Here is an 18,569-nt window from a genome sequence, read left to right on the forward strand (position 1 = left end):
TGGGTGCCGCGCTGCGCAGCGCGGCACCCACGTCAGCCGGCTGGTCAGCAGCCCTTGAAGTGGTTGTCCGCGGACCAGCCGGTGTTGGCCCAGGCCTGCGCCGGCGCCGGGGTGAAGCCGGGGAACAGCTTCGCCAGCTCGGCGAGCAGCCAGCTGGTGAAGCGGGCGGCGCCCTGGGGGCAGGTGTGGATCCCGTCGGCGCTGCGGTCCGCCTTGCCGTCTTTGACCTGCTGGTAGGTGCTCCCCCACACGGTGCCCGCGTCGAGCACGCTCGCCTGGCCCGGGGCGGCCTGCGCGACCGCGCGGGCGACCTCGGGAGCGCGGTCCAGCTCGGCCAGGTGCGGCTGGTAGAAGTCGTCGGGCTTGATCGGGGGTGTGGTGACGAAGACCAGTTTCGCGCCGGCGCCGGTGACCGTCGTCAAGAGCTTGCCGTAGGCGGCCTGCTGCTCTTCCCTGCTGCCCCAGTCGTACGTGGTGAGCTGGTAGACGACCACGGCGGGGTGGGCCGAGGCGATCTGCCCCGGCAGCTTCCGCCAGTTCTCCTCGGAGAACGGGCCGACGACGTTTCCGCCGCCGTCGGCGGCGATCGACTGGAACTCGGTGCCGCTCGCCTTGACCGCGGCAGCCAGGGGCAGCGCCTCGCCCGCGGCGACGGAGTCGCCCAGGAACAGCACCTTGCCCGGTCCGGAGCCGGGGGCCGGTGCGGGTGCGCCGGTCGCCGTGGCCCCGCCGGAGCAGGCGGTGGTCAGCAGGAGCAGGCCGGCCACGCCGAGGACGGGAATTCGCGTTTTGCTCATGGTTTCGACGGTGCCGCCGCGGTGTCCGCGCGCATCCGCGGTCTTGTCGCGGTCGTGTCGCAAGAAACCGCCGGGCCGGCCCGGATTGTCCATACTGGACGGGTGGCGGCGATTCTGCTGATCGAAGACGACCCCCTGGTCCGGCGCGGGCTCGAGCTCGCGCTGGGCAGGCACGGCCACGACGTCCGCACGGCGGACACCGGCGAAGACGGGCTGCGCCGGTTCGGCTCGGCCACGCCGGATCTCGTGGTGCTCGACCTGATGCTGCCGGGCATCGACGGGTTCGAGGTCTGCCGCCGCATCCGGGCCGCCGGCTCGGTACCGGTGATCATGCTGACCGCGCGCGGCGACGACTTCGACGTCGTCGGCGGCCTGGCGGCGGGCGCGGACGACTACGTCGTCAAGCCGGCGCGGCCCACCGTGCTGGACGCGCGGATCCGCGCGGTGCTGCGCCGCGGCACGAGCTCCCCGGACGGCGTGCGGGTGCACCGCGACCTGCGCATCGACACCACGTCGCTGACGGTGTCGGCGCGCGGCGAGCCGGTCGCGCTGACGCCGACCGAGCTGCGGCTGCTGCTGACGTTGTCGCGGGCTCCCGGCCGGGTGTTCAGCCGCCAGCAGCTGCTGGAAGAGGTGTGGGAGCACGACTACCTCGGCGACTCGCGGCTGGTCGACAACTGCGTGCAGCGGCTGCGGGCGAAGATCGAGGCCGATCCGGCGACGCCGGAGTACGTGCAGACCGTGCGCGGGTTCGGCTACCGGTTCGGACCGGTGTGAGGACCGGCTCGCCGAAGTCCGGGCACCGGCCGCGGACCTGGCGGCTCCGGCCGCGGGGCCTGCGCGCCCGGTTGCTCGTCGCGTTCGTGCTGGTGACCGTGCTCGGTGCCGCCGCGGCGGCCTGGTCGAGCGCCGGATCGGCGAGCACCGCGCTGGTCACCTCGACGCAACAGCGGATCACCGAGGGCGTCGCCGGCCGGCTCGGCGCGATCACCCCGCAGCTGACCTATCCGCCGGACCAGGACGCGCTCGACCGGCTGCGCACGGCCGCCGGGGGGAACACCGTGGTGACCTACCGGGAGCTGCGGTCCTCGGCCGGCACCGGCACCGAGCTGGTCCCCGGCACGCTGCGCGCCGCCGTGCGCGGCCGGAACCGGCTCGTCACGCAGCGGATCACCGCCGACGGCCGGCCCTGGCTGGTGGTCGGCACGCCCATCACGATCACCGCGCCGGACGGGGCACGCACCCCCTCGGGCATCGAGGTGTATTCCGTGCACGACCTCACCGACGTCGACCAGCAGATCGACCGCCTCACCCGGTCCGCGGTCATCACCGCCGCACTCGCGCTGCCGCTGGCCGTCCTGCTGGCGCTGCTGGCCGCGGGCAGCGTGCTGCGCCCGGTGCGCGATCTCCGCGACACGGCCCGCCGGCTGGCCGGCGGCGACCTCGACGCCCGGTCGCCGCCCCAGGGCGCCGACGAGCTGGCCGAACTGACCGTCACCGTCAACGAAATGGCCGAGTCGGTGCAGACGTCGATGCGGGCCATGGAACGGATGCAGGCGGACGCCCGGCGGTTCGCCGCCGACGTCTCGCACGAGCTGCGCACCCCGCTGAGCACGCTGACGGCGGTCGTGGAGGTCCTGGCGACCACGGCGGACGGGATGGAGGCCGACGCCCGGGAGTCCGCGCAGCTGGCGATCGTCGAGACGCACCGGCTGGTCCGGCTCGTCGAGGACCTGATGGAGGTGGCCCGATTGGACGCCGGCACCGCGCAGCTGCGGGTGGAGGAGGTCGACGTGGCCGGTGCCGTGCGGGACTGCCTGCGCGCCCGCGGCTGGCAGGAGCGGGTGGCGGTGGTGGCACCGGACGGGCTCTCGCTGCGGCTCGATCGGCGCCGGCTGGACGTCATCGTGGCCAACCTGGTCGGCAACGCGCTGCGGCACGGAAAGCCGCCGGTGCGAGTCGCCGTCTCGGAGTCCCGCGAGGACGTGCGCATCGAAGTCACCGACCGCGGGCCCGGGCTGCCCGCGCACGTGGTACCGCACGTGTTCGACCGCTTCTTCAAGGCCGACGCCGCGCGCACCCGCACCCCGGGCAGCGGGCTCGGGCTGGCGATCGCGCTGGAGAACGCCCGGCTGCACGGCGGCGACCTCACCGCGGGCAACGCCGTCGGCGGCGGTGCGCGGTTCGTGCTGTCCCTGCCGCGGAACCGGGAGGACTCGTGAAGCGGATCTGGCCGGTGGTGGCGGTGTTCCTGCTCGCGGGCTGCGGGGTCCGGCCCTCCGACGTCACCGACGGGGGCGAGGCCCCGACGGGCGTGGCGCCGGGGATGACGCTGTACCTGGTCGACGCGCACGAGCAGCTCCGGCCGGAGCTGCGGCCGACCGGTCACCTCGGCTCGATCTCCGAGGCGCTGGCGCTGCTGCTGAGCGTGCCCAGCGGCTCGGACCTGCACACGGAGATCGCGCCGACGCCGGTGACGAGGGTCGTCGTGACGCCCACGACCGGTGTGCTCCAGCTGTCGGTGCCGCTGACGGTCCACGACGCGACCCCGCTGGGCATCGACCAGATCGTCTGCACCGCGCTGGGGGCCCACGTCCAGGCCGGCGGGGACCGGAGCACGAAGGTGCAGGTCCGCTTCGTCCAGCCCACCCCGGAGTCGGACCCGGCGCGGACCTGTCCGCTGATCACAGCCCGGTGATGTCGACGACGGCCGGGGCCGGGGCGGGCAGCACCACCCACAGCACGGCCAGCCCGGCCATGACCGCGGTGAACGCCAGCACCCCGCTGCGGCCCGCGGCCCACCGGGCCCGGAACCGGACCGGGTCCTCGACCACGTACTTCGACAGCGTGGCCAAGCCGATGGACACCGCGAGCACCGCCCCCGTGCGGGCCGGGCCGCCGAGCCCGGTCCGCTCCGGGGAAAGCAGCACGAACACGGGCCAGTGCCACAGGTACAGGCTGTAGGAGAGCAGTCCGAACCACCGCAGTGGCCGCCAGGCCAGGGCTTTCGCCACCCACGTTCGCGGCGCTCGCACGCACAGCCCGATCAGCAGCGCGGCGGCCAGCGAGTGCGCGAACAGCCCGCCGGTGAACAACCACCGCGAGGCCGTCCCGTCCGCCAGCGACCACAAGATGCCGATGCCGGCCGCGAGCAACGCCACCACGATGCCCACCCACCGGCCGGCCGCGCGAACCAGCGCCGCCCGCACCGGCCCGGTGGCGACGACCGCGCCCAGCAGCAGGGAAAACGCGCGGGTGTCGGTGCCGGTGTAGACCCGGCTCGGATCGCCCGCGCCGACGAGTGCGACCATCAGCGCCAGCGATCCGATGGAGGCCGTGGCCGCGACCACCGCGACCCGGGTTTCCGGCCATTTCGCGAATCGGGCGATGACCAGCAGGACCGGCGGCCACAGCAGGTAGAACTGCTCTTCGACCGCGATGCTCCAGAGGTGTTCGAAGACCCGCTGCGATCCGAAACGGTCCCAGTAGCCCGCCGACTCCGCGAGCAGGTGCCAGTTCACCAGGTTCAGCTGCACCCACGGGCCGTCGTCGAGGGTCGTCCGCACCAGGTCCGGCGGCCCCGCCACCCACACGATGACGGCCACCCCGGCGAGCATCGTCACCAGCGCGGGCAGCAGCCTGCGGACCCGGCGGCCCCAGAAGGCGACCAGCGACACCGCGCCGGTGGCCTCGATCTCCCGGAGCAGCAAATCGGTGATGAGGTAACCGGACAGGGTGAAAAACAGGTCCACCCCGAGGAAACCGCCGGGCAGGTGACCGGTGTGGAACAGCAGCACGCCGAGGATCGCCACCCCGCGCAACCCGTCCAACGCGGGCAGGTGCGGCTTGCGCCCGCCGGCGAACCGGATGGAGGCAGCCGGCCGAACTTCGCTCATGCCGCCGACTGTTTCGTGTCCGTGTCGGCACGCGGTCCCCACGACGTCGCAGTCCGGTCGCAGCCGGGGTCGTCGGCAGACTGGTCAACCCACTCGCGACCCGCCGGACAAGGGCCATTCAGGCTCGCCCTGTTACCTCCCTGGCGAAGTGCGGTTCCGCCGCTTCCAGCCGCGGCACCGAGATGCCCAGCCGTCGTGCTTCGGCCAGGGTGTCCCGGCAGACCTCACGCGGCTCCTCGGCGTCGGGGTCGGAGTGCGCCTCGAGACTCAGGCGCGCGAGCGCGACATGAGCAGTCAGCCAGGCGAGCGCGGTGGCCGTCAGCCAGGTGGGCGCCCGGAACGGCAGCACACCGCCCCGGTGCCGTCGCAGGTCGAGGCCGCGCGCCTCGAGGAGCGGCAGCAGCTCCCGGACGGCCAGCAGCCCTTCGCGCAGGTCGCTCCGGGCCCCGGCCAGCTTGGACAGGGAACCCAGCCGCAGGCCCTGTGAGAGCAGGCCGGCATCCGACACGAAATGGACCCACAGCCAGCCGCGGAAGTCAGGCCGCTCCTTGAGCCGGAGCCCGGCCTGGCGAAACGCCTGGCGCACGGCCCGCTCCCGGTCGGTCGGGGGCCGGCCGAGGGTACCGAAGACCACCGAAGGCAGCAGTGCCCCACGGAGCACGCCGTCCGCGCCGAAACCGCCACCCGCCAAGGGAAAGCCCCAGGCGATCCGGTCGAGGGGGAGGTCGCCGATCGCGGCCTGCGGCTCGGTCCAGACGTTGCCGAAGACCAGCACCGTGGCCTGGCCGGCCCGCGGCGTCAGGAAGGCCGTCGCCTCCGGGAGGCGGTGGTGCGGCACGCTGAGCACGATCAGGTCGAAGTCGTGCTCCGGCGCCAGCGTCTCGCGGTAGCGCACCGGCCACTTCTCGACGACGCGCTGTCCCCACGGCCGGCGCCGCGTATCGAGCAGGTCGAGGTCCACGGTGTCCCCGTAGGTCGCCGCGCGGCCCGGCCGCACGTAGAACTCGACGTCGTGTCCCGCCTTTTGCAGGGCCCAGCCGTAAACCGTGGCGATCACGCCGCGGCCGAACATCAGGATCTTCACGCCGCACCTCGTGGGGTAAGGTCTATCTGGAGATCATCTCCACTTTTCAAGATATGGAGATGATCTCCACTTGTCAACAGGAGGTAGCGGGTGAGTGCCGACAAGCCACTGCGGGCCGACGCCCGGCGCAAGCGCGAGGCCCTGCTCGCCAAGGCCCGGGAGGTCTTCGACGCCGGCGACTTCTTCGACCTGCGCTTCGACGACTTCGCCCGGCTCGCCGGAGTGGGCACCGGCACGCTGTACCGCCACTTCCCCACCCGGGAGGCACTGGCCGAGGCGGTCTACCGCGGGGAAGTCGCCACGCTGTGCGACCGCGCCCGCCGGCTCCAGGCCACGCTGCCCGCGGCGGAGGCGCTGGCGACCTTCCTGCGCGGCATGGTCGACCACATAGCCGCCCACGAGGGCCTGGCCCGGACGCTGGCCACCCTCATGGCCGATCGCTCGGGCGCCCTCGCCGAGGGCAGCCGGGAGCTGGAGCAGGCCGTCACCGACCTGGTGGCCGCCGCCGTGCGGGACGGCGCCGTCCGCGACGACGTGAGCGCCGGCGCCGTGATGATGGCGCTGCACGGCATCGGTGCGGCCCATGACCGCCCCGGTTGGCGGACCGAGGCCGACGACGTCATCACCCTCGTGCTGGACGGGCTGCGCCGCCCGCTGTGACGAGGTGCGAGGTCACGTGCCGCGAGCACTAGCAGCTTCGGCTCAGGCGTCGCGGCGCCCGAAGCCGAGGACCTGGGGCTCCGACCGCGTCATCGGGCCGGGGTCGCCGTCCCGATGATCAGCGGGTGCACCACCGAAGGCATCCCACGCCACCGTGCTGTGCTCATGTCCTCGATGTCGAACCGCTGCTTGAGCAGCGCGACGGTGTCGCGGTCACACCGGCAGCCCTGCGCGAACGCCGCCCACGGCCCCGCCAGCCGGGCCTGCCTGCGTGCCGGCTTCGGGTCCTCGGCGCGGACGTGCTCGCAGAACAGCAGCCGCCCGCCGGGTCGCAGCACCCGCGCGAGTTCGGCCAGCGCCCGATCGACGTCGGGCACCGTGCAGAGCACCAGCGTCGACACGACCGTGTCGACGCTGGCGTCCGCCATCGGCAGCGCGTCCGCCGGGGCCTGCACCGGCCGCATCCCGATGCGGCCGGCCACGCGCTTTTCGAGTCGCCGGTACATCGCCGGGACGGGCTCGGTCAGCACGACCTCCGCCGCCGCGGGGTAGTGCGCGACGTTGAGCCCGGTCCCCGCCCCGATTTCGACCACCTGGCCGTGCGCGCGCCGCAGCAGTTCCCCGCGCCGCCGCGCCAAGCCGAGCCGCTCCCCCCGGCGCAGGAACGGTTCGTACAGTGCCGCCCCGAACCGTTCCCAGAGCCCGTCCCGTGCCCCCACGCTGTCCCCTCCGGCCATCGTTCCTCCTCCACACCACCGATGCGAAGCAGCACATCAGGCGCCGGCCGCCCACCGCATCACCCGCTCGTGCCATTGCGGAGGCTGGCCGGAACGGGCCACGCGGGTCCGGGCGACCGCCTACGCTCGGGGAATGCCGGGACAAGACCAGGTCGTGCGGTTCACCGGTGGCCCGAACGATCGCGCTCTCGCCTGGGCCACCATCGGTGCGGGACCGCCACTGGTCGTCGGCGGCTGGTGGTGCGGGCACCTCGAACTGGACTGGCGGAACCCGTCGTTCCGCCGGTTCGCCGGCCTGCTCGGCGACGGGTTCACCCTCGTCCGCTACGACCGGCCCGGCGTCGGCATGTCCGACGCCGCCGGGCCGCTGGTCACCTCGCTCGCGGAAGAAGTGGCCGCGTTGAGCGCCGTCGTCGACGCGGCCGGGGAGAAGGTGAGCCTGTTCGGCGGTTCCTCCGGGGGCTGCGCCGCGATGGCGTACGCGGCGGCCCACCCCGACCGCGTGGAGCGGCTCGTCCTCTACGGCAGCTACCTCCGTGGCGCCGAGATCGCCGCGTCGGAAGCCCGCGATTCCCTGCTGGCGGTCGTCGGACGGCACTGGGGCGTGGGGTCCCGGGTGCTCGCCGACCTGTTCCTGCCGACCGCGAACCCGGCGGAACGCGACGAGTTCGTCCGGTTCCAGCGCGCGAGCCTCACCGCGGAGAAAGCGGTGCGCTCGCTCGCGGCCGTGTATGCGTTCGACGTCCGAGACCAGGTGAGCACGATCGAGGTGCCGACGCTCGTCCTGCACCGCCGCGACGACCGCGCGATCCCGTTCACCCTGGGCCAGGACGTCGCCGCCCGCATCCCGGGCGCCGGCTTCGTCCCGCTCGACGGCACCGACCACCTGCCCTGGCGCGGAGACGTCGAAGGGCTCGTCCGCGCCGTGCGGGAATTCCTCGGCGCCGGCCGGCCCGCCCGCCGGGCCGGCTCGCCGCGCCACGAGCTCTCCGAACGCGAACTCGAGGTGCTGCGCCTGGTCGCGCACGGGTTGAGCGACCAGGAGATCGCGCGCCGGCTCGGGATCAGCGCCCACACCGCGCACCGCCACATGTCGAACATCCGCGGCAAGCTGGGCGTGTCGTCGCGAGCGGCGGCCGCCGCGCACGCCGCCACCGCCGGGCTGCTCTGACTCAGCCCGGCGGTGGCGCACGAAACTGGGACCTCAGGACGTGCCGGACCGCGGGCCGAGTCAGCCGCGGATCGACGGTGATGCGCGCGCGGGACGGAGGCTCACCGGAACTCGTGCACGACCTCGATCGGACCGACCATGTGCGCGTTGAACTCGTCGAGTTCCCCGGCCGGAACCCACAACTCCAGGATGGTCCGGCCTCCGGCTTGCCGGACCGGATAACGCCGAAGGAACTCCGATTCGACCCGGAAGCGGGTGACGTAGCCGACCCCGTGGTGCGGCACGTTCCACTCCCGGGCGATCTTGATCGCGTAATCCTCGTTGAGCACGGGATAGAAGATCGGTTGCTCCGGGAGACGGGGTGGCCAAGCGTGCCAGCCGGACTGCCGGATGAGTTCCAGCTCCTCCGGACCGGTCGGCCGCCACAGCACAGTGGCCGGCACTGCCTGCTCCTGAACCACCGTGTACCCCCTCCATACCCCGTTGCGTGGATCGTTCCGCCGGTGTCGGAGCCTACCGAGCAGTTCGATCTTCCGGCCAACCGATTTCCCGCGGCGCACAGCGGTGAGGCTCTCCCTTGCTCACGGACTCATCTGCCGGCCCGTGGCCTGTTCGAGGAAGGTGGCCGCGTCGCGCAGGAGGTCGTTGGCGACGGCGACGACGAGTGGCCGCGGCTGGATCGCGTAGCCCTCGACCGTCGTCGGGTCCAGGGCGTGCGCACTCGCGATGCGGGCGGTGAGCGCCGGGCCGTAGCCGCGGACCCAGGTGTTGATCTCCGACCGCAGCCGCGGCGGGATGCTTCCCCAGCGCCAGTTCTCCAGCTCGACCTGGGCGTTGGCGACCGAGGACGTCCCGGACGCCGACGTCGAGGTCGCGGCCGGCAGTGGTTTCGGCACGAACCGGGTGACGTCGTTGTACGGTGCGGGAATCGCCGCCTGGACTTCGGCGGCTGCTTCCTCCCGGCCGATATCGCGGTAGGGGCCGGGCCGTTGGACGTAGTCGAACGTCACGCGCCTGTTCAGCCGGAACTGCCCCGGGACCAGCGTCACCGGCGCTCGTTCGCCCTCGGTGCGGGTGACGATCTGATCCTCACCGGCGCCCGCCGCGAGCAGGCTCCGCGCGACGGCCTGCGCCCGCCGCAGGCCCAGCTGCTCGTTGTAGCCCTCGGGGCCACTGGGATCGGTGTGGCCGGTCAGGACGACCTGGGACCCGGGGCGGGCGTGCAGGTGTCCCGCCGCGGCGGACACGGCTGTGCCGGCCTCCGCCGCCACGGCAGCCGAGTCGAACCCGAAGTAGGTCTCCCTCGGGGCGGCCGAGGAATCCGCGGCCCGGCCGTGGCGCCTGCCGATCTCGAAGGCCCGGTCGATGTGGGCGACCGCGGCCGCATGGGCGAGTTCGGCCTGCTCCCGGCTCACCGGGCTCGCGGCGAGGTGGTGGTCCCCGAAGGCCATCCACGCGGCGGGGTGTGCCTCGCTCGAGACCGCCACCCCACGATCCCCCTCCAGGTCGTGCATCGCGCCGCTGACCACGCCGGCGACGCCGAGCGCGAAGTAGTCGTCGACCTGCGCGCGACCACCGGCGTCGGCGATCGCGCTCGCCAGGCGTTCCCCGACGGCCTGCCGGACCTTGCTTCGCACGACGAAGTCCGGCCAGTTCGTCTGCGGGCTGATCTGCGCGACGAGACCGTCGATGAGCCGGTTGCTCATCCGGCTGATGAACTCGTCGACGACCACGTGCCCGAAGTGCGCCCGGTACCAGCCGATGATGTCCGGGCGCGGGGTGCGGATGTGCCCGCCGGAGAAGGCGTCCGTCAGGTAGTGCTGCGCGAACGCTTCCTTGGCGAGGGCGAGTTGTTTCCGGGCCGGGTCGTTCTGCAGGCCGGCCTCCAACGCCGTCGCGATGGCGTCGGTGTGATCGCCGGCCCATTTCGCGATCGCCTGGCCGGAGTCGTTGAAGTGCAGCGGGTTCTCGAGGGCGAGCCGGACGAACGTGGTGAACCGCTCGGACTCCTGGTCCTTGCTCGGTTCGGGCAGCCGGGTGTTCGCGGGGTCCGGGATGTGGTCGTCACGGATCGCGGCGAGCAGGCGGGCCCGGCCTTCGGGAGTCCGGGTGTCCTTGATCAGCAGGTCGAGGCTTTTGTACTCGTCGCCCGACAGAGCGACGAGGTCGCCGAAGCTGAGCACGACACCGTTCCCCAGGTCCACCATCCGGCCGGTGGAATCGCCGAGCGCCTTGTGCTCGGTGCCGACGAAGCGCTGCACCGCCGGTGCCCCTTCGATCGCGAGGTTCACCGCGCGGTTGCCGGCCAGCCGCTGCAGAGCGAGCAGTTCGTGAGCGGGCCGCACCGCCGGGCTTTCGCCCGGGACCGGGCGACGAGGCCGTTCGCCGCTCGAATCGCGATCCTGGCGAAACATCCGTCCTCCCTGCTCCCGACCGGCCAGTGTGACCGCCGAGGTGCCCGGCCGGGACCCGGCGGGCGGACGTCCAAAAGGGCCATGTGCGTTGCCCGTTCGTGCGATGTCCTGGAGAGCGCGCATCCGCTCCCCCGGGCATCACATTTCGCTGCGGTCAGGCCTGATGGCCGTGCGGCCCCAGGCGTCGGTGCTGGTGCAGTGCGGGTGGATGTTGCCGAAACAGGACACACTGCAGTAGCTGCTGCCACTGCGGCACAGCTGTACCGCGCCCACGGCGGCGCCGTCCCCATGCGTACGTAGTTCGGCGACACCAGCGTGCCTGCTCCGCCGGAATGGTTGCAGTTGGTGACCAGGACCGCCGCCGACGATCCGGCCGTGCCGCCGGTCGTGGCCGATGCAGTACCTGTGCCGGTCACCAGCTCGGCCACGACGACGAAGACCTCGGCGACCAGCGCCGCCCACCGTCGTGTCCTCGCGGGGTGCTGTCTTGTGTTGTCCGACGACGGAATCACCTTTCGTCGATCGTGGGTGGTCGCCGTCATGGTGGAGGGCCGATCGTGTGAATCTCTTGCGGGTTTCTGCGCGACGCTGTCCGAGCCGGTATGCCTGGTGACCGGGAACCGGTTCAGGGGGTGGTGGGTGTGCTGGTCGTGCGCCTGCTGGGGGAGGTCGGCGCGGAGGTCGGAGGACGGCCGGTGGACCTGGGCCCCCCGCGGCAGCGGTGCGTGCTGGCGGCCTTGGCGGTCGACGCCGGGCGGGTGGTCCCGGTGGACCGGTTGGTCGAACGGGTCTGGGGTTCGGACGTGGCACCCCGGGCGCGCGCGACGCTGCACAGCTACATCTCCCGGCTGCGCCGGGCACTGGCTGGCATCGACGGCGTGACGATCATGCGCAGGTCCGGCGGCTACGTCCTGGTCGCCGACACGACCGAGCCGGTGGTCGACCTGCACCGGTTCCGTCAGCTGTGCGCCGCGGGCGACGCGGAAGCCGACGATGAGCGCGCGGCCGTGATGCTGACCGACGCGCTGAAGTTGTGGCGTGGGCAGGCGCTGACCGGTGTGGACGGTGAATGGATCGAAGCCGAACGTGACCGGCTGGCGCGAGAGTGGTCGAACGCGCAGCACGAACTGACCGAGACCCGGCTGCGCCTGGGACACGGTGGGCAGCTTGTGGCCGAGCTGGCCGAGCTGGCAGACGCACAGCCGATGGACGAACGGGTGGCGAGTCAGTACCTCCGTGCACTGCACGAGGCCGGGCGCACCGCCGACGCGCTGGCGCACTACCAGCGGGTCCGGGTGCGGCTGGTCGAAGAACTGGGCACGGACCCCAGCGTCGTGCTCCAGGATCTGCACCGCCGGATCCTGACCTCACACCCCGCCCCGGCCGACGCGTCTCCGCCACCGGCCGCCGGATCGAGGGTGCCGCGCGAACTCCGCGCCGCGCCCACGTCCTTCGTGGGCCGCCGCGGCGCGTTGCACCGGCTGGACGCCGACCTGGACGCCGCGAGATCGAGCGGCACGATGATGATCTCGGCGGTCACCGGTACGGGCGGCCTCGGCAAGACTTGGCTGGCCCTGCGGTGGGCACACCGCCATCTCGATCGGTTCCCCGACGGTCAGCTGTTCGTCGATCTGCGCGGCTTCGGCCCGGACGACCTCCCGATGGCGCCGGCCGCGGCGCTTCGCGGGTTCCTCACCGCTCTGGGCATCGATGAGGGTTCGATCCCGCCCGACGCGCACACCCGCTCCGCGCTGTTCCGCAGCTTGACCGCGAAGAAGCGGATGTTGGTGGTGCTGGACAACGCCGCCGGCACCGACCAGATCGTCCCGCTGCTGCCCGGCGGCGAATCGTGCGCTGTCGTCGTGACCAGCCGCAACCGGCTCGCGGGCCTGATCACCACGCACGACGCGGGCCGGGTACCGCTGGACGTGCTCTCGGCCGGCGAAGCCCGTGACCTGCTGACCGCCCGGCTCGGCACCACGCGAGTCGACGCCGCGCGCACGGCGGTCGACGAGCTGGTCGACCTGTGCGGCGGCCTGCCGCTGGCCTTGAGCGTCATCGCCGGCCGCGCCGGGGCGCCGCTGTCCACCACGGTCTCCGAGCTGCGGCAGTCGGGGCTGGACGGCCTGGCCGACGACGATCCGTCCGCAAGCCTGCCCACCGTGCTGTCCTGGTCGTACCGAGCACTGACCGAGGAGCAGGCCGTGACGTTCGGGCTGCTGGCCGGCGTGCCCGGCCCGGACGCCGGCCTGTTCACGGCGGCGAACCTGACCGGACTGCCACCGGCCCGCACCCAGGCCGTCCTGCGGGGCCTGGAACAGGCTTCACTGCTCGAGCGCGACTCGCGTGGCCGGTACCGGATGCACGACCTGATCCGCGCCTACGCCACCGGCACCGCCCGGCACCTGCCCGACGCGGTGCGAGACGCGGCCCTGCGGCGAGTGCTCGACTACTGCGCCCACACCGCCTTCCACGCCGGCCTGCTGCTGGACGCCCACCGCGGACCTGTCGAAATCGCCCCGCCCGCACCCAGCACGCACGTCCCGTCGCTGCCCGATACCCGGGCGGCGATGGCCTGGTTCATCTCCGAGCGCGCCACCCTGCTCGCCGCCCAGCAGGCCGCGGCCCTTCAGCACAGGCACGACACCGTGTGGTGGCTGGCCTTGTCCTCGGACACGTTCCACCACCGACGAGGTCACCGCCACGACCGCCTCGCCGTGTGGCGGGCCGCCGCGCACGCCGCCACGCACCTGGCGCACCCCGCACCTCGTGTCATCGCCTCCCGGCATCTCGGCCGCGCGTGCGCTGCCCTGGGACTGCGCGAGGAGGCGGTCGAGCACTTGCACCACGCCATCGGCCTCGCCGAAGACCACGACAAAATCTACGAACTCGCCCACGCCCACCAGACGCTCGGACGGGTGTTGGGACAGCACGACGACCACCAGGCACTGCATCACGCCACCCGGGCACTGCACCTCTTCTTCGACCTCGACGCGCCGTTGTGCATAGCCCACGGGCACAACGCGGTGGGCTGGCACACCGCCCGCCTCGGCGACCACGACTCCGCCCACGGCCACTTCCGGGCCGCCCTCACCCTGCACCGAGAGCAGCACAACCCCGCGGGCGAGGCGAACAGCCTCGACAGCCTCGGCTACATCGAGCACGCCAGGGGCAACCATCACCGGGCCATCGACCACTACACGCAAGCCCTCACCTTGCGTCGCAGCCTGGGCAACGCCTACGACTCCGCCAGCACCCTCGAGCACCTCGGCCCTCCGCACGTCGCACTCGGCCGGCCGGACCAAGCCCGCACGGTGTGGCAGGAGGCCCAGCAACTGTTCCGGCGACAAGGACGCGACAGGGACGCCGAACACGTGCAGCGGCAACTCGACACGCTCGTCGGTACCGACGGCTACCACTCCGCCGAAGCCGCCAGGTGAGCCGAAGAGCTGAGGATGGGATCGGGATGGCGCACCGTGACCGTGGTGGTCGAACACCGCGTCGGCGACTGGGCCAGGTGGGTGACGCGGCTCAACCCGCGGGTGCGGTGGGGCGTGGAGTCGGTATCGACCGATTCCGAGGGGGATTCGTATGTTCCGACGTGCTGCCGCGCTCACGTTCGCGGCGCTCGCGCTGGGCACCGCCGTCACCGCACCTTCCGCGGCCGCGGCCGCGGCCTGCACCTGGACGGCGCACAAGATCGTCGCGCCTGATGGCTACTTCGACGCCGATGTCGACATCAGGGGGACCGACAGCCACGGCAACTACTCCGGTGACGTCATCGACCGGGGGGTCAACATGGGCAAGGTCGTGCTCTGGACCGACGGCAAGCCCCGCATCCCGGACGCGCTCGCGCCGTTGGTCTACCCGCACGTCGCCGACGAGAACTCCGCCGGCACAGTGCTGCTGGACGGGGGCCTTCCGTCGACGACATGGGGCGTCTACCTGTTCAGCGGCGGCCACCGCAGTCCCGGCACGCTGACCCGCCTGCCCGACCCGCCCGGCTACCGGCTCGAATCGGCCGTCGCGCTCAACGACCGGGGCGACGTGCTCACCTCCGCCACCGATCTCGAGGACGGCCACCGGGTGAGCGTCCTCTGGTCGGTCCTGGCCGCCGGACCGCGGGTCATCGACATCCCGGAGCGGTACGGCTGGGACCTCGACGACGACGGCACCGTCCTGCTCGGCGCCCCGGACAACCGGCTCGGCGGGCTCTGGCGGGCCGGCGTGGTCACCCCGCTGACCGGCGAAGACCGTCCCGTGCTGATCCGCCAGATCCGCAACGGCGTCGTGGTCGGCACGGCGATCGACTCGTGGCCCGCTTCGCGCGCCCTGGCGTGGCACGGCCCGGCCGACCCGCGGCCCCTCGAACACGGCGGCACCGCGGAAGCGACCAACAAGCACGGACTGATCGCGGGCAGCCTGACCGACCTGACCGGACCGTCCGCGGTCTGGCAGGACACCAGGCTGCTCGGCCTGCTCCCGTTCCCCGACGGCGGGGACGCGGATGTGTACGTCATCGGCGACGACGGCGTGATCTTCGGCAACACCAGCGGCGATCACGCCGCGCTGCGCTGGACCTGCGACTGACGAACGAGGAGCTTCCGATGAAATTTCTGCGCCGGACCCTGGTCACCCTGCTGAGTGGCGCGGCCGTCCTGACGGCCGCGCCGCCCGCCGGAGCGGCCACGAACCCGTACACCCCGACCGAAGTCTGCGGCGCGGGGTACCGGGTCATCTCCTCGCTACCGGCCAAGACCGACGACGGGCGCAAGTGGGGTGGGGTCTACCTGCTCTACAAGTCCGGTGGCTACAACTGCGTCGTCACCATCAAGTGGTCGTTCATCGGGGTCGCCACCGACACCTTCGCCGGGCTGTACCGGGACTCCGAGGACTCGAGCCGGAACGTCTACGACCAGGGGAACTACAAGTACTACGCGGTCGTCCGCGGGTACGCGCCGCAATGCATCAGCTACGCGGGCTGGGTTTCGGACAGGCCCGGAGAAGGCGGCACGGGCGCGGTCGCCGTCAGCGGCTGGGGCTGGTGCGGCTGAGGCGATTCCAGCGGGAGTTCGATGTGGACACACACCTCGTCCCGACGGCGAATCCGCGAACCCCGTTCTTCGCTGCTGACGGCCACGGGGGTTTGAGCCGGCCGGCCGCGTGGTACTGACGGACGTCATTGCTGTCCGAATCGGAGGGTGCTCGTGCAGATCCAGGTCAACACCGACCACAACGTCCACGGTGGCGAGCGCTTGGCCACCTACGTGACCACCGACCTGGAGAACAGCCTGTCCAGGTTCGGTGGCTGGTTGACCCGGGTGGAGGTGCACCTCAGCGAGGACGGCGGCGGCAAGCCCGAAGACAAGAAGTGCGTGATCGAGGCGCGACCCGGGGGCAAACAACCGGTCGCGGTCACCCACCACGCGACGACCGTGGACGACGCCTACGCCGGGGCGGCCCACAAATTGGGGCGGGTGCTGGATTCCCGGTACACCCGCGCCCACGACCACAAGGGCAGCGAAAGCATCCGCCACATGCCCGGTCCGGAGGACCCGGAGCAGGTCGGCGCGCTCGAGGACGAGCCGCCGGCCTGATCGGCCCGGTACGCCGGTCCCCCGGCGGCGATCACCGCTTGCCCGAGCCGGTGTGCCCGCGACCGTCCGCGAAGGACCGCGCCGGTGGCTCTTGCGGCGGAGGCAGTTCGAGCAGGGCGGCGATCACCGACCGGGTGTCGCCGCCCTGGCTCCACACGGCCTCCTCGGCCGAACCGGCCCTCGTTCGGGCCGCCGAGGCCTCGTGTTCACCGTGGATCTCGATGCGGTCGCTGAACCCCGGCCACCCGTACGTGCCCACGATGATCGCCAGCTCGCCGTGCGGGTCGGCGATGTGCTGGAACCGGAACCCGCGGACGACGAGCGCGTGCAACCCCTCCTCGACGGTGGTCACCGGCGCTCCCGCTCGTCCGTGGGCCGCCGGGCGGTCCCGGTGGGCCGGGCGGCCGGGGCGTCGGCACGGGCGAGGGCGGCCCGCGCCGACCGGACGCGATCATCCGGTGTCCCGCCGCCCCGGGCGTTTTCGACCCAGCGCACGGTCATGACCGCCGCCGCGGGCCGGTACCAGCGATGTCGCGAAGACGGGACACGGATCCTCCACTCGGCTTGCTGCGGTTGACCAGCGTTCCCGCCCGGCCCGGCCGGGCGGGTTCCCGGCGGATGGGAGTTTTTCCCGGAGTTTCCGCGTGATCTTCGGTGCTGCCGCGCAAAGCCGTGATGCGCTACGGTGACCGACCGTCGGCGGTGGGGTGGATCACCTATTCGGTTTCGGAGCGGCGTGATGGGAACCAGCGGGTCGAAGCCCGGGAGCAAGCCGGAGCGCGAACGGCTCCGGCACCAGCTGCTCGCCGGCGGCTGCAGCCCGGCGCGGATCGCGGCCGAGATGGCCGGCCGCTGGCAGTTCAACCCGCGCCAGGCCTGGCGCTACACCCACGGCCTGTCCCAGACGGCCGTCGCCGCCCGGTGCAACGACCTGCTCGGCGACGGCCGGGCACCGATGACCGGCAAACGGATCAGCGAATACGAGGCATGGCCACAGCGGGGCATCCGCCCGACGGTCCACGTCCTCGCCCTGCTCGCCCGGGTCTACGGCACCGTGCCCCGCGCCCTGCTCGGCGAGGCCGAACTGCCCTTGCTGCCCGAGCCGGAGCGGCTCGTGCTCGACCAGCTCCCGCCGGCCGAAGCGGCCGCCGCTCCCCCGGCACCCGAATCCGGACAGCTCAGCGCCGCCGCGGTCCGCGCCGCCGCCCACGCCTCCGGCGCGCACGCCGAACGCGCCGAAGTCACCGAGGTCGGCGCGATCACGCTCGAGCAGCTGGACCACGACGTCGTCCAGCTCGCCCGCACCGCCATCCGCACCCAGCCCGCCGAGATCTTCACCGAGCTCGTCCGCGTGCGCGATCGCGTCTTCGACCTGCTGCGGCGGCGCACCCACCCGGCCCAGCAATCGCACCTCTACCTGCTCGCCGGCCAGACGTGCGGGCTGCTGGCGAACGCCAGCATGGAGCTGGGCTGCTACGGCGCCGCCGCCGAACAATCACGCGCCGCCTGGGTCTACGCCGACATCATCGGCCACAACGGGCTCAAAGCGTGGCTGCGCGGCACCCAGGCGCTCATCGCGTTCTGGTCGGGAAACCCGCGGGAGGCGGCACACCTGGCCAAGGCCGGCCGCGAACACCTGCGGCACGGCACCGGCTTCGTGCGGCTGTGCAACATCGAAAGCCGCGCCTGGGCCCACCTCGGTGACGTCCGCGAGACCCAGAAGGTCATCGGCATGGGACACCACGCGCGCGACCACGTCACCGAGCCCGACGAGCTGCACGACCTCGTCGGCGGCGAATTCGGGTTCGACGAGGCCCGGCAGTCGTTCTGCAACGCCGGCGCCTGGGTGCAGGTGGGCAAGCCGGTGCTGGCGATCGAAGCCGCCGAACGCGCGCTGCACCTGTACCCGACGGAGGCCGAACGCAGCCGCCGCTACGGCGGCGAGGCCTCCACGCGGCTGGAGATGACCGACGGATACCTGGCCACGCGGCAACTGGACGCCGCCGACGTCGCGCTCGACCCGGTGATCAGCACGTCCGCCACCGCGGGTGTCGCCCACCTGGCCACCCGCCTGTCCGACATCTGCGCGACCCTGGACACCCCGCCCTACCGGAATTCCCGCGAAGCCAGGGAACTGGCCGAGCGGATCCGCGCCCATCCGGCCCTGACCACCGGGTGACCGGCGGAAACCCCCGGCCGGTGGCAGCCCGGCG

The 18,569-nt window shown here is 72.5% G+C and carries 18 protein-coding genes; 10 read left to right on the plus strand and 8 right to left on the minus strand.

The window, feature by feature from the left end:
* Positions 1 to 44: 44 nt before the first annotated feature.
* Positions 45 to 797 carry an SGNH/GDSL hydrolase family protein gene (locus QRY02_RS13980; RefSeq protein WP_285991950.1) on the minus strand — a complete coding sequence of 251 codons (753 nt, stop codon included), beginning with the start codon at positions 795 to 797 and terminating at the stop codon, positions 45 to 47.
* 102 nt (positions 798 to 899) lie between these two features.
* On the opposite strand from QRY02_RS13980, the gene QRY02_RS13985 reads away from it, so the two are divergent.
* From QRY02_RS13985 to QRY02_RS13995, 3 genes are read left to right on the plus strand one after another with little or no spacing between them, the layout of a single operon-like run.
* A complete protein-coding gene (locus QRY02_RS13985) occupies positions 900 to 1,574 on the plus strand; it encodes a response regulator (RefSeq protein WP_285991951.1) in 675 nt (224 codons plus the stop codon).
* On the plus strand, positions 1,571 to 3,019 hold the full coding sequence (locus tag QRY02_RS13990) for an ATP-binding protein (RefSeq protein ID WP_285991952.1): 1,449 nt from the start codon (positions 1,571 to 1,573) through the stop codon (positions 3,017 to 3,019). The genes QRY02_RS13985 and QRY02_RS13990 overlap by 4 nt, the downstream gene beginning before the upstream one ends.
* Positions 3,016 to 3,495, plus strand: a complete 480-nt coding sequence (locus QRY02_RS13995) for a hypothetical protein (RefSeq protein WP_285991953.1) — start codon at positions 3,016 to 3,018, stop codon at positions 3,493 to 3,495. Before QRY02_RS13990 ends, QRY02_RS13995 begins: the two co-directional genes overlap by 4 nt.
* On the opposite strand, the gene QRY02_RS14000 is transcribed toward QRY02_RS13995, so the two are convergent.
* Both QRY02_RS14000 and QRY02_RS14005 read right to left on the minus strand, forming a co-directional pair.
* The gene (locus tag QRY02_RS14000; RefSeq protein ID WP_285991954.1) at positions 3,482 to 4,693 is read right to left on the minus strand and encodes an acyltransferase family protein; all 1,212 of its coding nucleotides are present in this window, start codon (positions 4,691 to 4,693) and stop codon (positions 3,482 to 3,484) included. The two genes, QRY02_RS13995 and QRY02_RS14000, sit on opposite strands and share 14 nt — an antisense overlap.
* Before the next feature lie 118 nt (positions 4,694 to 4,811).
* Positions 4,812 to 5,777, minus strand: coding sequence for a ketopantoate reductase family protein (locus QRY02_RS14005; RefSeq protein ID WP_285991955.1), 966 nt, complete (start codon positions 5,775 to 5,777; stop codon positions 4,812 to 4,814).
* A 90-nt stretch (positions 5,778 to 5,867) separates the two neighbouring features.
* Here QRY02_RS14005 and QRY02_RS14010 point away from each other — a divergent pair, with 90 nt between their 5' ends.
* Complete coding sequence (locus QRY02_RS14010; RefSeq protein ID WP_285991956.1) at positions 5,868 to 6,437, plus strand: TetR/AcrR family transcriptional regulator; 570 nt, start codon at positions 5,868 to 5,870, stop codon at positions 6,435 to 6,437.
* An 89-nt stretch (positions 6,438 to 6,526) separates the two neighbouring features.
* Here the strand turns inward: QRY02_RS14010 and QRY02_RS14015 are convergent, their stop codons facing one another.
* Positions 6,527 to 7,174, minus strand: a complete 648-nt coding sequence (locus tag QRY02_RS14015) for a class I SAM-dependent methyltransferase (RefSeq protein WP_285991957.1) — start codon at positions 7,172 to 7,174, stop codon at positions 6,527 to 6,529.
* A 133-nt stretch (positions 7,175 to 7,307) separates the two neighbouring features.
* Between QRY02_RS14015 and QRY02_RS14020 the strand changes: the two genes are divergently transcribed.
* Positions 7,308 to 8,345 carry an alpha/beta fold hydrolase gene (locus tag QRY02_RS14020; protein WP_285991958.1) on the plus strand — a complete coding sequence of 346 codons (1,038 nt, stop codon included), beginning with the start codon at positions 7,308 to 7,310 and terminating at the stop codon, positions 8,343 to 8,345.
* Between the two features lie 101 nt (positions 8,346 to 8,446).
* Here the strand turns inward: QRY02_RS14020 and QRY02_RS14025 are convergent, their stop codons facing one another.
* The gene (locus QRY02_RS14025; RefSeq protein WP_285991959.1) at positions 8,447 to 8,788 is read right to left on the minus strand and encodes a hypothetical protein; all 342 of its coding nucleotides are present in this window, start codon (positions 8,786 to 8,788) and stop codon (positions 8,447 to 8,449) included.
* A 138-nt stretch (positions 8,789 to 8,926) separates the two neighbouring features.
* Positions 8,927 to 10,759, minus strand: a complete 1,833-nt coding sequence (locus QRY02_RS14030) for an OmpA family protein (protein WP_285991960.1) — start codon at positions 10,757 to 10,759, stop codon at positions 8,927 to 8,929.
* A 641-nt stretch (positions 10,760 to 11,400) separates the two neighbouring features.
* Between QRY02_RS14030 and QRY02_RS14035 the strand changes: the two genes are divergently transcribed.
* The 4 genes from QRY02_RS14035 (at position 11,401) to QRY02_RS14050 (ending at position 16,356) form a co-directional block, all read left to right on the plus strand.
* The gene (locus tag QRY02_RS14035) at positions 11,401 to 14,199 is read left to right on the plus strand and encodes an AfsR/SARP family transcriptional regulator (RefSeq protein ID WP_353069063.1); all 2,799 of its coding nucleotides are present in this window, start codon (positions 11,401 to 11,403) and stop codon (positions 14,197 to 14,199) included.
* Positions 14,200 to 14,350: 151 nt separating this feature from the next.
* Entirely contained in the window at positions 14,351 to 15,349 is a 999-nt protein-coding gene (locus tag QRY02_RS14040; protein WP_285991962.1) for a hypothetical protein, read from the plus strand.
* 17 nt (positions 15,350 to 15,366) lie between these two features.
* Positions 15,367 to 15,813 carry a hypothetical protein gene (locus tag QRY02_RS14045; protein ID WP_285991963.1) on the plus strand — a complete coding sequence of 149 codons (447 nt, stop codon included), beginning with the start codon at positions 15,367 to 15,369 and terminating at the stop codon, positions 15,811 to 15,813.
* 147 nt (positions 15,814 to 15,960) lie between these two features.
* Positions 15,961 to 16,356, plus strand: a complete 396-nt coding sequence (locus QRY02_RS14050; RefSeq protein ID WP_285991964.1) for an HPF/RaiA family ribosome-associated protein — start codon at positions 15,961 to 15,963, stop codon at positions 16,354 to 16,356.
* A 31-nt stretch (positions 16,357 to 16,387) separates the two neighbouring features.
* Here QRY02_RS14050 and QRY02_RS14055 read toward each other — a convergent pair whose 3' ends face one another.
* On the minus strand, positions 16,388 to 16,708 hold the full coding sequence (locus tag QRY02_RS14055; RefSeq protein ID WP_285991965.1) for a hypothetical protein: 321 nt from the start codon (positions 16,706 to 16,708) through the stop codon (positions 16,388 to 16,390).
* Positions 16,705 to 16,857: a hypothetical protein gene (locus QRY02_RS14060; RefSeq protein WP_285991966.1), complete on the minus strand. Its 153-nt coding sequence runs from the start codon at positions 16,855 to 16,857 to the stop codon at positions 16,705 to 16,707. Before QRY02_RS14060 ends, QRY02_RS14055 begins: the two co-directional genes overlap by 4 nt.
* A 238-nt stretch (positions 16,858 to 17,095) precedes the next feature.
* Between QRY02_RS14060 and QRY02_RS14065 the strand changes: the two genes are divergently transcribed.
* Positions 17,096 to 18,535 (plus strand): NsdA family TPR-like regulatory protein, encoded by a 1,440-nt coding sequence (locus QRY02_RS14065; protein WP_285991967.1) that lies wholly within the window; start codon positions 17,096 to 17,098, stop codon positions 18,533 to 18,535.
* Positions 18,536 to 18,569 lie beyond the last annotated feature (34 nt).

The sequence above is a fragment of the Amycolatopsis sp. DG1A-15b genome, from assembly GCF_030285645.1.
Lineage (GTDB): Bacteria > Actinomycetota > Actinomycetes > Mycobacteriales > Pseudonocardiaceae > Amycolatopsis.

Coding starts and splice junctions, on each gene's coding strand:
- QRY02_RS14040 (WP_285991962.1), top strand. CDS start 14,351: ATGTTCCGACGTGCTGCCGCGCTCACGTTCGCGGCGCTCGCGCTGGGC.
- QRY02_RS14030 (WP_285991960.1), bottom strand. CDS start 10,759: ATGTTTCGCCAGGATCGCGATTCGAGCGGCGAACGGCCTCGTCGCCCG.
- QRY02_RS13980 (WP_285991950.1), bottom strand. CDS start 797: ATGAGCAAAACGCGAATTCCCGTCCTCGGCGTGGCCGGCCTGCTCCTG.
- QRY02_RS14060 (WP_285991966.1), bottom strand. CDS start 16,857: ATGACCGTGCGCTGGGTCGAAAACGCCCGGGGCGGCGGGACACCGGAT.
- QRY02_RS14045 (WP_285991963.1), top strand. CDS start 15,367: ATGAAATTTCTGCGCCGGACCCTGGTCACCCTGCTGAGTGGCGCGGCC.
- QRY02_RS14015 (WP_285991957.1), bottom strand. CDS start 7,174: ATGGCCGGAGGGGACAGCGTGGGGGCACGGGACGGGCTCTGGGAACGG.
- QRY02_RS14065 (WP_285991967.1), top strand. CDS start 17,096: ATGGGAACCAGCGGGTCGAAGCCCGGGAGCAAGCCGGAGCGCGAACGG.
- QRY02_RS14000 (WP_285991954.1), bottom strand. CDS start 4,693: ATGAGCGAAGTTCGGCCGGCTGCCTCCATCCGGTTCGCCGGCGGGCGC.
- QRY02_RS14020 (WP_285991958.1), top strand. CDS start 7,308: ATGCCGGGACAAGACCAGGTCGTGCGGTTCACCGGTGGCCCGAACGAT.